14 protein-coding genes are annotated in these 14153 nt (G+C 71.2%); 1 reads left to right on the top strand and 13 read right to left on the bottom strand.

Going from position 1 to position 14153, the window contains the following annotated elements:
- Nucleotides 1-76: 76 nt before the first annotated feature.
- From AMK10_RS02055 to AMK10_RS01995, 13 genes are all read right to left on the bottom strand, one after another.
- Entirely contained in the window at nt 77-469 is a 393-nt protein-coding gene (locus tag AMK10_RS02055) for a YccF domain-containing protein (protein ID WP_073744201.1), read from the bottom strand.
- Complete coding sequence (htpX, locus tag AMK10_RS02050; protein WP_073744199.1) at nt 466-1329, bottom strand: zinc metalloprotease HtpX; 864 nt, start codon at nt 1327-1329, stop codon at nt 466-468. Before htpX ends, AMK10_RS02055 begins: the two co-directional genes overlap by 4 nt.
- Nucleotides 1330-1548: 219 nt before the next feature.
- On the bottom strand, nt 1549-2013 hold the full coding sequence (gene mscL / locus AMK10_RS02045) for a large conductance mechanosensitive channel protein MscL (protein WP_073744197.1): 465 nt from the start codon (nt 2011-2013) through the stop codon (nt 1549-1551).
- A 159-nt stretch (nt 2014-2172) separates the two neighbouring features.
- A complete protein-coding gene (locus AMK10_RS02040) occupies nt 2173-3708 on the bottom strand; it encodes an NADH-quinone oxidoreductase subunit N (RefSeq protein WP_073744195.1) in 1536 nt (511 codons plus the stop codon).
- Nucleotides 3705-5255 (bottom strand): complex I subunit 4 family protein, encoded by a 1551-nt coding sequence (locus AMK10_RS02035; protein WP_073744193.1) that lies wholly within the window; start codon nt 5253-5255, stop codon nt 3705-3707. The genes AMK10_RS02040 and AMK10_RS02035 overlap by 4 nt, the downstream gene beginning before the upstream one ends.
- Before the next feature lie 27 nt (nt 5256-5282).
- Complete coding sequence (locus tag AMK10_RS02030) at nt 5283-7283, bottom strand: NADH-quinone oxidoreductase subunit 5 family protein (RefSeq protein ID WP_073744191.1); 2001 nt, start codon at nt 7281-7283, stop codon at nt 5283-5285.
- Nucleotides 7280-7699: an NADH-quinone oxidoreductase subunit NuoK gene (nuoK, locus tag AMK10_RS02025; protein ID WP_073744189.1), complete on the bottom strand. Its 420-nt coding sequence runs from the start codon at nt 7697-7699 to the stop codon at nt 7280-7282. The genes AMK10_RS02030 and nuoK overlap by 4 nt, the downstream gene beginning before the upstream one ends.
- Nucleotides 7699-8385 carry an NADH-quinone oxidoreductase subunit J family protein gene (locus AMK10_RS02020; RefSeq protein ID WP_073744187.1) on the bottom strand — a complete coding sequence of 229 codons (687 nt, stop codon included), beginning with the start codon at nt 8383-8385 and terminating at the stop codon, nt 7699-7701. The genes nuoK and AMK10_RS02020 overlap by 1 nt, the downstream gene beginning before the upstream one ends.
- Nucleotides 8382-9038 carry a NuoI/complex I 23 kDa subunit family protein gene (locus AMK10_RS02015; RefSeq protein ID WP_073744185.1) on the bottom strand — a complete coding sequence of 219 codons (657 nt, stop codon included), beginning with the start codon at nt 9036-9038 and terminating at the stop codon, nt 8382-8384. The genes AMK10_RS02020 and AMK10_RS02015 overlap by 4 nt, the downstream gene beginning before the upstream one ends.
- The gene (locus AMK10_RS02010) at nt 9038-10006 is read right to left on the bottom strand and encodes a complex I subunit 1/NuoH family protein (protein ID WP_073744183.1); all 969 of its coding nucleotides are present in this window, start codon (nt 10004-10006) and stop codon (nt 9038-9040) included. Before AMK10_RS02010 ends, AMK10_RS02015 begins: the two co-directional genes overlap by 1 nt.
- A complete protein-coding gene (locus AMK10_RS02005) occupies nt 10003-11406 on the bottom strand; it encodes an NADH-quinone oxidoreductase subunit C (protein WP_073744181.1) in 1404 nt (467 codons plus the stop codon). The genes AMK10_RS02010 and AMK10_RS02005 overlap by 4 nt, the downstream gene beginning before the upstream one ends.
- Nucleotides 11403-12038 (bottom strand): NADH-quinone oxidoreductase subunit B, encoded by a 636-nt coding sequence (locus AMK10_RS02000; RefSeq protein ID WP_073744179.1) that lies wholly within the window; start codon nt 12036-12038, stop codon nt 11403-11405. Before AMK10_RS02000 ends, AMK10_RS02005 begins: the two co-directional genes overlap by 4 nt.
- Complete coding sequence (locus AMK10_RS01995) at nt 12029-12430, bottom strand: NADH-quinone oxidoreductase subunit A (RefSeq protein WP_053930253.1); 402 nt, start codon at nt 12428-12430, stop codon at nt 12029-12031. The genes AMK10_RS02000 and AMK10_RS01995 overlap by 10 nt, the downstream gene beginning before the upstream one ends.
- Before the next feature lie 201 nt (nt 12431-12631).
- On the opposite strand from AMK10_RS01995, the gene AMK10_RS01990 reads away from it, so the two are divergent.
- Nucleotides 12632-13831 (top strand): sensor histidine kinase, encoded by a 1200-nt coding sequence (locus AMK10_RS01990; RefSeq protein ID WP_073744177.1) that lies wholly within the window; start codon nt 12632-12634, stop codon nt 13829-13831.
- The last annotated feature ends 322 nt before the right edge of the window (nt 13832-14153 follow it).

Genomic DNA, 14153 nt, shown 5'->3' with positions numbered 1-14153 from the left:
CGCGTTCCTACCCGTCACTCGTTCCTGCAAGCCATGACGCTTTCAGGAAGGGTGCGGTTGCCGGCCGGCTGTCGTGTCAGTGGCCCACGAGCGGCTGGTCGCTCGGGACGATCTCCTTGCCGAAGGGCATCAGCGAGACCGGGATGAGCTTGAAGTTCGCGATGCCCAGCGGGATGCCGATGATCGTGATGCACAGGGCGATACCGGTGCAGATGTGCCCGAGCGCGAGCCACCAGCCCGCCAGGATGACCCAGAGGACGTTGCCGATGAGGGAGCCGCCTCCGGCGCCGGGACGGTCCACGACGGTGCGGCCGAAGGGCCAGAGGGCGTAGACGCCGATACGGAACGCGGCCACGCCGAAGGGGATGCCGATGATCGTGATGCAGAGCAGGAGCCCCGCGGCGATGTAGCCCAGGAACATCCAGAGTCCGCACAGGACCAGCCATATGACGTTCAGGATTGCGTTCATGGTCGATACCCTGCCATCTGCTCGAGTCGGGCGATGCGTTCAGCCATGGGCGGGTGAGTGGAGAACATCTTGGACATGCCCTGACCGGGCCGGAAAGGGTTCGCGATCATCATGTGACTCGCGGTCTCCAGCCGGGGTTCGGGCGGCAGCGGAAGCTGTTTGGTGCCGGCGTCGAGCTTGCGCAGGGCGTCGGCCAGGGCGAGCGGGTCGCCGGTGAGCTGGGCTCCGGAGGCGTCGGCCTCGTACTCCCGGGAGCGGCTGACGGCCAGCTGGATCACCGAGGCGGCGAGCGGGCCGAGGATCATGACCAGGAGCATCCCGAGGAGTCCTGGGCCGTCGTCGTCGTCCGACCGGCCCACGGGGATGAGCCAGGCGAAGTTGACCAGGAACATGACGACGGAGGCCAGGGCGCCCGCGACGGACGAGATGAGGATGTCGCGGTTGTAGACGTGGCTCAGCTCATGGCCGAGGACACCGCGCAGTTCTCGCTCGTCCAGGATCTGGAGGATGCCTTCGGTGCAGCACACCGCGGCGTTGCGCGGGTTGCGGCCGGTGGCGAAGGCGTTGGGCGCCTGCGTCGGGGAGATGTAGAGCCGGGGCATGGGCTGGCGGGCCGCGGTCGAGAGCTCGCGCACGATGCGGTAGAGCTGCGGTGCCTCGAATTCACTGACCGGGCGGGCCCTCATGGCACGCAGGGCGAGCTTGTCGCTGTTCCAGTACGCGTAGGCGTTGGTGGCGAGCGCGACGAAGAGGGCCACGATCAGGCCGGTGCGTCCGAAGAAGCTGCCGATGACGATGATGAGGGCCGAGAGGCCCCCGAGGAGTACAGCGGTTTTCAGCCCGTTGTGCCGGCGGTGCACGGTACGCCCTCCAAGTGGTGCAGCAGGGGAACCCTTGCTCTGTGGTGCTCCACTCCCCAGTGGAGCCTCCTGTTCTGGTCAACGCGAGGCGAGGGGAGCTAGTTCCCTTGTGCGAGGAGGCCGGGGACACAGACGGCAGGGGCGGATCCTGGTGGATCCGCCCTGGGCCGTACGGGTGGTTCGTCCGCGCCGGGCCGTACCGGGCCGCGCGGCGGCGGGTCAGCGCTGGGCGGGGAGCCCGGCGAGCGCGCGGGCCTCCGCGTCGGGCTCGACGTCGCTGGTGCAGTGGGCGCAGCGGGTCGCGATGGCGGGAATCTCGGTGAAGCAGCGCGGGCAGTCGCGGAGGGCGGCCTTGATGTCGGCCTTCTCCTCCTCCTCCTTGGCCGTGAAGCGGTTCTGGACCTTGGCCATGGGGACGACGACGAGGAAGTAGAGGACCGCGGCGGTGATGAGGAAGGCGATGGTGGCGCTGATGAAGAGGCCGTAGGGGAACTTCACGCCGTCGACGGTGAAGGTGGCCTTGCTGAAGTCACCGGTGCCCCGGGTGAAGAGGCCGATCAGCGGCACGATGAACGCGTTGCTGAAGCCGGTGACGACGGCGGTGAAGGCAGCTCCCACCGCGAGGCCGATGGCCATGGAGATGACGTTCCCGCGAAGGATGAAGTCCTTGAACCCGTTCAGCACCGCTCTGGCTCCTCTGTGCTCTTCTTGTGTGCTCGTCCTGCGGCGCGTCGGGCGGGCCCGTCCTGGCGGGGCCGCCCCGTTGTGTGCTCTGTTCATGTGACGCGTGCACGCAAGACCATGCCCTGTGGACAGCTCCACGGGCAAGCCGGACGGAGTGGGTCAGAAGAGACTCACGGCCGCGAAGCGGAGGATGAGCTGGGGCGCCCCGGAGAGTGTGATTCCGGCTACGGCGGTGAGGACGATCGCCAAGGTGAGCGGGGTGGGGACCCGGTGTCCGTGCGCGGTGGGCACCGCCTCGGACGCGGGGGCCGTCCCAGGGGCCCTGAAGAGCGCGGCGGTCCACTGAAGGTAGTAGTACAACGCGATCACGACGTTGACGGCCATGACGACGGCGAGCCAGCCGAGCCCGGCGTCGACGGCCGACGAGAAGACCGTGACCTTGGCGAAGAGCCCGATGATGCCGGGCGGCAGACCGGCCAGGCAGAGCAGGAAGAAGCCCATGGCGAGCGCGGCCAGGGGCCGGGTGGCGTAGAGGCCCCGGTAGTCGCCGAGCCGGTTGCCGGGGTGGCTGCGGGCGACGAGGGCGGCCACCGCGAAGGCCCCGAGGTTCACCACGGCGTACATCAGGGCGTAGGCGACGGTGGAGCCGATCTGTGCGTCGTCGGTGTACGCGGCGGCGGCGATCGGCACGAGGAGGTAGCCGGCCTGGCCGACGGACGACCAGGCGAGGAGGCGTACGGCGCTTCGGGCGCGGGTGGCGGTCTGCCGGAGCGCCGCGACGTTGCCCGTGGTCATGGTGAGCGCGGCGAGGACGGCCAGGGCGGGGCCCCAGAGGTCACCGTAGGACGGGAAGCCGACCACCGTGACGAGGACGAGGCCGGAGAAGCCGACCGCCTTGCCGACGACCGAGAGGTAGGCGGCGATGGGCAGCGGGGCTCCGACGTAGGTGTCGGGGACCCAGAAGTGGAAGGGTGCGGCGGCCGTCTTGAAGGCGAAGCCGACGAGGGTGAGGACGACGCCCGCCTCGGCGAGGGTGGTGAACCGGCCGGGTACGTCGTCGAGGCGTGCGGCGACCTCCGTGAGGTGCATGGTGCCGGTGGCCGCGTAGACGAAGCTGACGCCCATGAGCATGACGGCGGTGGCGACGACGGAGGAGAGGAAGAACTTCAGGGCCGCTTCGGAGGAGCGCCGGTCGCCGCGCTTGATGCCCACGAGGGCGAACGCGGGGAGCGAGGCGACCTCCAGGGCGACGACGAGGGTCGCGAGGTCCCTGGAGGCGGGCAGGAGCGCCGCGCCCGCGGCTGAGGACAGCAGCAGGAACCAGAACTCGCCCGCGGGGAGCTTGCGGGTGTCGCCGATCGAGAGCAGCGCGGTCAGCAGGGCTCCGCCGAGCACGAGGGCCTGGATGACGAGGGCGAAGTGGTCGGCGGTGTAGCTGCAGGCCTGGGTGCCGCCGGTGAGGCAGAAGGTGGAGCGGTCACCGTCACGGAGCGGGATGAGCAGGGCGAGTGCGACGACGAGCCCGGCGACCGCTCCGTAGCCGAGGAGGGGCTTGCGCCTCTCGCTGGTGAAGAGGTCGGCGACGAGGACGAGGAGCGCCGTGGACGCGGCGACGACGGGGGGTGCGATCGCGAGCCAGTCGACGGACTGGACGAGGCTTGCCGCCCCGGTTGCGCTGTCGGCTGCCACGGTCACGACTTGCCTCCTGCGAGGAGCTTCTGCACGGCCGGGTCGGTGAGGCCGAGGAGGACGGCGGGCCAGAGTCCGGCAAGGACGGTCAGTGCGGCGAGCGGGGTCCAGGCGGCGAATTCGTAGCGCTGGACGTCGGCGACCTGGTGCGGCTGTTCATGGGGCTCGCCCATGCAGACGCGGCGTACGACGATCAGCATGTACGCGGCCGTCAGCAGGGTGCCGAGGGCGCCGATGGACATGAAGGTGAGGAAGGCGGGGCGGCTGAGCCCCTCGGCGGGGTCGAAGGCGCCGAACAGGGTGAGCATCTCGCCCCAGAACCCGGCGAGGCCCGGCAGCCCGAGCGAGGCGACGGCGGCGAAGGCGAGGAGTCCGCCGAGCCGGGGCGCGCGGCCGTAGAGGGCGGCTCCCGTGGCGCCGGACAGGGTGTCGAGGTCGGCGGTGCCGTAGCGGTCCTTGACGGCGCCGACGAGGAAGAAGAGCAGGCCGGTGATGAGGCCGTGGGCGATGTTGGCGAAGAGCGCGCCGTTCACTCCGGTGGGGGTCATGGTGGCGATGCCGAGGAGGACGAAGCCCATGTGGCCCACGGAGGAGTAGGCGATCAGGCGCTTGAGGTCGCCCTTGGCGCCGGGCCGGGCGAGGGCGAGGCAGGCGAGGGACCCGTAGATGATCCCGACGACGGCGAACGCGGCGAGGTACGGCGCGAAGGTCCGCATCCCGTCCGGGGTGACGGGGAGCAGGATGCGGACGAATCCGTACGTACCCATCTTCAGCAGTACGCCGGCGAGGAGGACGGAGCCTACGGTCGGGGCCGCGGTGTGGGCGTCGGGCAGCCAGCTGTGCAGCGGCCACATCGGGGTCTTCACCGCGAGGCCGATCCCGACCGCGAGTACGGCGATGACCTGCACGGACGCGGTGAGGCCCCGGCCGTTGTCAGTGGCGAGTGCCACCATGTCGAATGTGCCGCTCTCCAGCCCGATGAGGAGCAGGCCGAGCAGCATGACCACTGAACCGAGCAGCGTGTAGAGGATGAACTTCCAGGCCGCGGGCTGCTTCCTGTCGCCGCCCCAGCGGGCGATGAGGAAGTACATCGGGATGAGGACCATCTCGAAGGCCAGGAAGAACAGCAGCAGGTCGAGGACGGCGAAGGTCGCGAGGGTGCCGGACTCCAGGACGAGGACGAGAGCGACGAAGGCCTTCGGGGAGGGGCCCGCGGGGAGCTTGAAGTAGCTGTGGAGCGCGCAGAGGAAGGTCAGCAGCGCGGTCAGCACGAGGAGGGGGAGCGAGATGCCGTCGGTGCCGAGGTGGATCCGGACGTCCAGCGCCGGGATCCAGCTGATGTCCGTGGTGGCCTGCATCTTCGACGGGTGGTCGTGGTCGAAGCCGGCGGCCAGGACCAGCGCGGCGAGGAGCACGGCGCCGGTGACGGTCACGCCGTGGCGGAGCACGGCCTGGTCCGGGTTCCTGCCCTTGAGTCCGGGCGGGGCGGGCAGGAGCGCGGCGACCGCGCCGAGGAGCGGGGCGACGACGATGAACGCCAGAAGGAACTGCATCACGGATGCGCTGATATCGAACACGGCTCACGCCCCGGCGTAGACGTTGGCAAAGACGACGGCGGCGATCGCCAGGACAAGGGTTCCGGCCAGCAGCGCGCCGAGGTAGGTCTGCACGTTGCCGGTCTGGGCGCGGCGGACCGCGGCGCCGAGTCCGCGGGCGATGCTGCCCGAGCCGCGTACGTAGGTGTCGACGACCTCACGGTCCAGGAAGCGGACGAGCCGGGCGGCGGCCCCGAAGGGGCGGACGAACAGCGCCGTGTACAGGGCGTCGAGGTGGAAGCCGGTGACGGCGTGGCGGTGGAGCGGGCCGAGCAGCAGCCGACCGGGGTCCGAGGGGTCCGGAGCGTCCGCGATGGTGCCGTAGGCCGCCGTGTGCGAGGCCATCGCCTCGACCTCCACGAGGGCGGGTTCGGCGTCGGGGTGGGCGGCGACCGCGCCGACCGGGGGGCGGTCGGCGAGCGCGGTGGTGTGGCGCCAGGCCCCGTAGGTGACGAGTCCGCCGGCGAGTCCCACGCCGGTGGAGAGGACGGCGGTCGTGAGGGAGGGGGTCAGGCTGTGTCCGTCGAACCAGTCGGTGAGGACGCCGGCGGTGAGACCGAAGGCGATGGTGGGGACGGCGAGGACCCACAGGACCGAGGTCATCGCGACGGGCTGCCTGCCGTGGTCGGGGGCCTCGGGGCCGCGTCCCCGGAAGGCGAGGAGCCAGAGCCGGGTGGCGTAGGCGGCGGTGAGGACGGCGGCGAGGAGCCCTCCGACCAGGACCGTCCAGCCCGCGGCGGCGGGGGCGATGTCGCGGTCCCCGAAGGCGGTGTGCTCGGCGGCCACGAGGACGGCTTCCTTGGAGAAGAAGCCGGCGAACGGGGGGATGGCGGCGAGCGCGAGGAGGGCGACGGTCATCGTCCAGTAGGCGTCGGGGATGCGCTTGGTCAGGCCGCGCATGCGGGACATGGCGGCCAGTGAGTTGGTTCCCGCCGCGTGGATGACGACGCCCGCCGCCAGGAAGAGGACGGCTTTGAACGCACCGTGCGACAGGAGGTGGAAGACGGCGGCCCCGCGGTCGCCGACGGCCAGGGCGCCGGACATGTAGCCGAGCTGGCCGATCGTCGAGTAGGCGAGGACGCGCTTGATGTCGTCCTGGGCGAGTGCGGCGAGACCGGAGCCGATCATCGTGACGGCCGCCATGACGGCGAGCACGACGAGGGCCGCGCCGGAGGCGGCGAAGACGGGGAGGAGCCGGGCCACGAAGTAGATGCCGGCGGCGACCATCGTCGCGGCGTGGATGAGCGCCGAGACGGGGGTGGGGCCTGCCATCGCGTCGGGCAGCCAGGTGTGCAGGGGGAACTGCGCGGACTTGCCCGCGACACCGGCGAGAAGCAGCAGGGCGATCAGGGTGGGGTGGTCGAGTCCGCCGTTGTTGACGGCGGCCAGGATGCCGGTGATGCGGAAGGTGCCGGTGTCCGCGGCGAGGGCGAACAGGCCGATGAGGAACGGCACGTCGCCGAGCTTGGTGACGAGGAAGGCCTTGAGCGAGGCGGCGCGGGCCTCGGGGGTCTCCCAGTAGTGCCCGACGAGGAAGTACGAGCAGATGCCCATGATCTCCCAGCCGACCAGGAGCACCATCAGGTCGCCGGAGTAGACGACGAGCAGCATCGCGGAGGTGAAGAGGGAGACGAGGGCGGCGTACGACGGGTAGCGGGCGTCGTTCTTGAGGTACGCCGTCGAGTAGATCTGCACACAGGTGGCGACGAGCCCGACGAGGACGGCGACGAGGACGGCGAAGCCGTCCAGGTGCAGGGCCAGATCGATCGGGACCGAGCCGGTGGGGGTGAGCTGGGTCGCGGCGTCGATGGCCCGGCCGCCGCCCTGACGTGCGGCGACGAGGACGGCGATCACGGCGGCGACGAGGGTCGGGAGCACCGCGAGGGGGCGGACGAAGCCGGGTGCGGTGCGGCCGAGGAGAAGTCCGGCGACCGCGCCCAGGAAAGGAAGGAGGGGGACGAGGACGGCGAGGGTCGTGGTGGTCACGCGGTGGCCTCTGCCTTCTTTGCCTTCCCTGCCGGAGCAGTGGCCTGGTCTGCGGTGGTGTCCCGGCCGGCGTCGGCCTCGGCGTCGTCGGGGAGCGTCTCGGCGTCGTCGGTCTCCGCGGTGTCGCGGAGGCGGTCGATGTCCGAGCTGCCCCGGTTGCGGTAGACGGCCAGGACGATCGCGAGGCCGATGCCGATCTCCGCGGCGGCGATGGCGATCGTGAAGAGGGTGAGGGCCTGGCCGGAGTGGACGGCGTCGCGGAGCCAGACGTCGAAGGCGACCAGGTTGAGGTTGACGGCGTTGAGCATGAGCTCGACGGACATCAGGACGAGGATCGTGTTGCGGCGGGCGAGTACGCCGTACAGCCCGGTGCAGAAGAGGAGGACGGCCAGGACGGCGGGATAGGCGAGGTGCATCAGCTCTTGTCCTCCCGGTTCGCGGCGGGTCGTTCCGTGCTGCCCTGGCTGTCCAAGGGGGCCCTGCCGCCCTGTTGGTCCTTGCCGCCCTGCAGGGTCCTGCTGCCGGGCGGGCCCTTGCGGTCCTGCCGGCTCTTGCCGTCCTTGCCGTCCTTGCGGGAGAGGACGATCGCACCGACGAGGGCGGCCAGCAGCAGGACGGAGAGTGCCTCGAAGGGCAGGACCCAGTGCCGGAAGAGGAACTCCCCGGAGACCTTGGTGGAGCCCTGGGCCGGGCCGTCCAGATTGATCCAGGTCGTGCGGAAGGCGTCCACGACGACCCAGACGAGGGCCCCGGCGGCGGCGACGGCGACACCGAGCGCGACCCACCGGTTGCCGGAGTCTGCGTCCGGGGAGCGGCCGATGGGGGCTCGGGTGAGCATCAGCCCGAAGAGAAGGAGGACGACGACGGAACCGACGTAGATCAGGACCTGCACCCACGCGATGAACTCGGCCGTGAGCAGGAGGTACTCCACCGCGATGCCGCCGAGCGCGACGACGAGCCAGAGGGCGGCGTGCACGAGCTGCTTCGTGGTGACGGTGATCACGGCCGCGCCGAGGGTGGCGAGGCCGACGAGGACGAAGGCGATCTCGACGCCGGTCGGGGAGAGGAAGCCGGGGTGGCCGGCGATGGCCGCGAGGCTCACTCCTGCCCCTCCTGTTCTTCCGGCCTGCCAGGCCGGGCGTTCTGCTCCGCCTGGGCCTGCTGTGACTGCTGTGACTCCTGGGTCTGCTGGGCCTCCAGCGCCTGCTGGGCTTCCTGGGCCTGTTGGGCTTCCTGGGCCTGGAGCTTGTCGGCCGTCTTGCGCGCGGCGGCGATCTCCTTGGGCTCCTCGGCCCCCGGGTCCAGCGCGGGCGGTTCGGGGACGGTCCACATCCACTCGCGGAGCTTGTCGCGCTCGTGGGTGAGCTCGTGGATGTCCGTCTCCGCGTACTCGAACTCGGGCGACCAGAACAGAGCGTCGAAAGGACAGACCTCGATGCAGATACCGCAGTACATGCAGAGGGCGAAGTCGATCGCGAAGCGGTCGAGGACGTTGCGGCTGCGCTCGCGGCCGCCCGGTGCGGCGGCGGGCACCGTCTCCTTGTGGGAGTCGATGTAGATGCACCAGTCGGGGCACTCACGGGCGCAGAGCATGCAGACCGTGCAGTTCTCCTCGAACAGCCCGATGACCCCCCGGGTGCGGGGCGGAAGTTCGGGCTGCACGTCCGGGTACTGCGCGGTGACCGTGCGCTTCGTCATGGTCCGCAGGGTCACGGCGAGGCCCTTGGCCAGGCCTGAGCCGGGGATCGGAGGCACTAGTTGATCGCCACCTTCACGATGCCGGTGAGCGCGATCTGCGCGAGAGCGAGGGGGATGAGCGTGGTCCAGGCGAGCTTCTGCAACTGGTCCTCACGCAGGCGGGGGTAGGTGACCCGCAGCCAGATGACGACGAACGCGAGGACCGCGGTCTTGAGCAGGGTCCAGACCCAGCCGAGCCCGTCGGCACCGAGCGGCCCGTGCCATCCGCCGAGGAAGAGGACGGTCGTCAGACCGCACAGCACGACGATTCCGGCGTACTCGGCGAGCAGGAACAGGGCGAAGCGGAGACCGGTGTACTCGGTGTACGCGCCGAAGATGATCTCCGAGTCCGCGACCGGCATGTCGAAGGGCGGGCGCTGGAGTTCGGCGAGTCCGGCCACGAAGAAGACCAGGGCGCCAACGATCTGCCAGGGCAGCCACCACCACTCGAAGGCGTTGAGGATGCCGGGAAGCGAGACGGTTCCCGCCGCCATGGCCACGGAGGCGGCGGCGAGCAGCATCGGCAGTTCGTACGCGAGCAGCTGTGCGGCGGTACGGAGGCCACCGAGGAGGGAGAACTTGTTGGCCGACGCCCAGCCCGCCATGAGCGAGCCGAGTACGCCGACGCCCATGATCGCGAGGACGAAGAAGATGCCCGCGTCGACGACCTGGCCGACCGCTCCCTCGCTGGGGCCGATCGGGATGGCGACGATCACGAGGAGGTACGGGAGCAGGGCGACCGCGGGGGCCAGTTGGAAGATACGGCGGTCCGCGTCGGCCGGTACGACGTCTTCCTTCTGCGCGAACTTCACCCCGTCCGCGACGAGCTGGGCCCAGCCGTGGAACCCGCCCGCGTACATCGGGCCGAGCCGGCCCTGCATGTGGGCCATCACCTTGTGCTCGGCCTGCCCCACGACGAGCGGGACGACCATGAACACGGCAAAGACGATGACGAGGCGGAGGGCGACGTCGAGTACGTCGTTCACGCGGTATCGCCTCCGGCGGGGCGGTCGGGATGGTCGGGGCGGCGGTCAGGATCGTCCGCGCGGTCAGTGCGGTCAGTGCGGTCCGTGTCGTTCGCGTCGTCCGTACGGTCCGAACTGTCGGAGCCGCCGGAGCTGTCGGAGCTGTCGGAGCTGTCCGAGCTGTCCGAGCCGTTGGAGCTGCCGGAGTCGTCCGTGCTGTCCGTCCGGGGGGCGGGCGGTGCAGGCTCCGGCTCGGTCCGCTCGGGCTCAGGCGCGGCCGACTCCGGCGCGGTCGGCTCCGGCTCAGGTGCGGCCGACTCCGGCTCGGCCGGCTCAGGTGCGGCCGGCTCCGGCTCGGCCTGCTCCGGCTCGGTCCGCTCGGGCTCAGGCGCGGCCGACTCCGGCGCGGCCGGCTCCGGCTTCGTGTCGAAAGCCGGGCGGGCGTCGTGCCAGGGAGCGTCCGCGCTGCCCGCCGCGCCCTTCGCGCGGGGCGCCTCCGTGCTCGCGTCGCTCGCCGCTCCGGCCGCAGGCGTCGTCGTCGGGCCCGGGGTCTGGCTCGCCGAGCCCTGGGAGGCGCTGCGGGTACGGCGCGGTCGCGCCGCGCGAGGAGTCTCCGCCCCGCCCGCGGAAGCTTCCGGAACCGTGCCCGGAGCCGTGTCCGGAGCACCCGGAGCCACGCCGGATGTGTCCGATGCGGCGTCCGGAGCCGTCGCGGACCGCTGTGCGGCCGAGCCCTCGCTCACACTGCGAGCCCGCCGCGCCGGACGGTCGCCCGCCGCGCCCGCCGCACGCGCGCCCCGGGCCGGGCGGGCAGGAGCGGGCGGGAGCTGGCCCTTGAGCGGGCCCCACTCGTTGGGGTCGGGGACACCCGGCGGCAGCATCGTGCGCCGCTTGGGCCCGCCGTGTTCGGACTCGCCCGGCTCCTTGGCGCCCGGCCACGCCTTGGCGACCCGTGCCGCCAGGACGAAGTCCTTGCGCAGCGGATGCCCTTCGAATGCCTCGGGCAGCAGCAGCGGGACCAGATGGGGGTGGCCGTCGAAGCCGACACCGAACATCTCGTGCGTCTCGCGCTCGTGCCACGCCGCGCCCGCGTAGACGCCGATGGCGCTGGGCAGGACGGGGGCCTCGTGCGGAACGGTCGTACGGACCAGCAGCCGCCGGACCCTGCCCTCGCCGAGTGCCGCGACATGGGCGCAGACCCGGAAGCCGGTGCCGGGCTCGTCGACGGCGCTCAGCCAGTCGAAGTAGGTGCAGCCCAGTGCGTCGCGCGCCGTTTCGAGAGCGGTGATCCAGGAGGCGGCGGGGACGTCCACGGTCAGCAGGTCGTAGGCGTGCGTGGCGGTGGCGTCCGCGCCGAAGACGTCGGTGACGGCGTCGGGCAGCCGGTCGTAGGCGTCGGCGGCGGTGTCGGGGGCGCTCACTCCCGCTCCTCCCCCGGTGCCTTCGGGGCGGCGACGAGACCGCTGCGCAGCGCGGCGGTCGAGGGGCGTGCGGTGTCCTGCGTGCTGTACCGCTCGGCGAGCGATTCGCGGGCGATCTTCTCCTGGAGCTTGAGGATGCCCTGGAGGAGCGCCTCGGGCCGGGGCGGGCAGCCGGGCACGTAGACGTCGACGGGGATGATCTGGTCGACACCCTTGGTCACGGAGTACGAATCCCAGTACGGTCCGCCGCAGTTGGAGCAGGCTCCGAAGGAGATGACGTACTTCGGCTCGGGCATCTGCTCGTACAGCCGCTTGACCGCCGGGGCCATCTTGTCCGTCACCGTGCCGGAGACGACCATCAGGTCGGCCTGCCGGGGGCCCGGGGCGAAGGGGATGACGCCGAGCCGGATGAAGTCGTGGCGGGCCATGGACGCGGCGATGAATTCGATGGCGCAGCAGGCGAGTCCGAAGTTGAAGACCCACAGGCTGTAGCGGCGGCCCCAGTTGAGGACCACCTTCATCGGTTCGGGCGCGAGCCGGGACAGCACCCCGAGCTTCTTCGGCTCGGGCAGCAGCGTCGGATCGGGCAGCGACACGGGGGGTTCGGGGTTCGGCCGGCTGGTCACGCCCATTCGAGGACGCCCTTCTTCCATGCGTAGAGCAGTCCCACGGCCAGGAAACCGAGGAAGATGAACATCTCCACCAGCGTCGTCGCACCGTATCCGGGGGCCGCGAAGACCGTCGCCCACGGGAACAGGAAGATCGAGTCGACGGCGAAGATCACGTACAGGAACGCGTACACGTAATAGCGAACCTGGGTGTGGGCCCAGCCCTCCCCCACGGGGTCCACTCCGCATTCGTACGTGAGGAGTTTCTCCGGCGTCGGGACCACGGGCCTCAGCAGCCGTCCGGCCCCGAAGGCGACGGCGACGAACAGCACGCCGACCAGGGCGAGCAGTCCGACCACTGAATAGCTCTGGAAGTAGTCCGACGCGAGAACGGTCGGTCCCGGCACGTCCGCCACGTCCGCCCCTCGCTCCCTAACCTGTTCGACGGTCTGTACGCACGGGAGTCTAGGCCCTGTTAAAGGGACGGTAAGCAGCCCGTGGCACAACAGGTGATGCGAGTGTGACGCGAGCGGTGGCGCGCGAGGTGGGGTTATCCCTACTCCGCCTCACCCACGGACCCCATGGCGTGGGGGCGCCCCGCCCGGCACGCTGGTCGTATGACCATGAGCCCCTCCCTGCCGGACAACGACCGGCCGCCTCCCGCGCGCTTCGCCTTCGACCGGTACACGTGGAAGGAGATCGCCTATCTCCTGGCCAATCTGCCGATGGCGGTCGCGGGCTTCGTCTATGCCGTCTTCCTGGTCGGTGTGGGTGCCGGGCTCTCGGTCACCGTGATCGGTCTGCCGCTGCTCGCGCTCGGGCTGACGGGCGCGCGGTTGCTCGGCCGGGCCGAGCGCGGCAGGGCGCGCGGCATGCTGGGGCTACGCGTCGAGGAGCCGAGTCCGATGCCTCGCGGCCTGCACGGCGGGGGCTTCTTCACCTGGCTCTGGTCCGGGCTGAAGGACCCGGTGGGCTGGCGGGCGTTGCTGTTCTCGTTCATGCGGCTGCCGTGGGGGATCGCGACGTTCGTCGTGACGCTGGTGGGCCTGTTCGTGCTCTGGCCCGTGCTTCCGTTCATCGTGCGCGGTCTGGCGAACGCGGACCGGGCGATGGTGCGGGGGCTGCTCTCGCCCTCCGACGAGCTGGAGCGCAGGATCGCCGAGCTGGAGTCGGACCGGGGTGTGGTCGTCGACACCGCCGCCGCCGACCTGCGTCGCATCGAGCGTGACCTCCACGACGGCGCACAGGCCCGTCTCGTCGCCCTCGCCATGGGCCTCGGTCTGGCGAAGGAGAAGCTCTCCGACGACCCGGAGGCCGCGGCCCGGATGGTCGACGAGGCCCACGGCGAGGTCAAGGTCGCCCTCCAGGAACTCCGCGACCTCGCCCGGGGCATCCACCCCGCCGTCCTCACCGACCGGGGCCTCGACGCCGCGCTCTCCGCCATCGCCTCACGCTGCACCGTCCCCGTGACCGTGTCGGTGCAGTTGACCGGCCGGCCGGCCGAGGCCATCGAGGGCATCGCCTACTTCACGGTCTCCGAGCTGCTCCAGAACGTCAGCAAGCACGCCCGGGCCACCCGTGCGTCGGTCGACGTGTGGCGGTCCGGCGACCGGCTGATGCTCCAGGTCCGGGACGACGGCGTCGGCGGTGCCAGGCTCGACGGGGGTACGGGCATGTCGGGGCTCGCGGAGCGGCTCGGGGCGGTCGACGGGCTGTTCGTACTGGACTCCCCGGAGGGCGGCCCCACCACGGTCACCGCGGAACTGCCGTGGCGCGACCGCGTCGGCGTACCGGCGAAGCGGGCCGAACGCGCGTGATTCGACCGGGCCCCGGCGGCGCGCCCCGGCGCACCGCCGGAACGGACCGGCCGCGCGTGCCCCACGCGCACCGGTGAAGCGGACCGGACGCATGTGACCCGGTGACGCCCCACGGCCCCGGGCTCCCAGGCCCCCGGGCTCCCAGCCCCACGCCCTCACGCCCCCAGCCCCGGCCCCCAGCCCCGGCCCCCGGCCCCCACAACCGTCATGGTGGGGAAAACCCCCTGCCGGATACGGAGACCCTCCTCATGGTGCGGGGGCCCCCGGCACAGCAGTCTTGAGATATCAGCCGTTGTATCGGCCCGCGGGGGCACCCCCGCCC

The organism is Streptomyces sp. CB02058 (assembly GCF_001905505.1).
Lineage (GTDB): Bacteria > Actinomycetota > Actinomycetes > Streptomycetales > Streptomycetaceae > Streptomyces.
The sequence above is the reverse complement of the archived record's forward strand: the minus strand, read 5'-3'. Positions and strand labels throughout refer to the sequence as shown.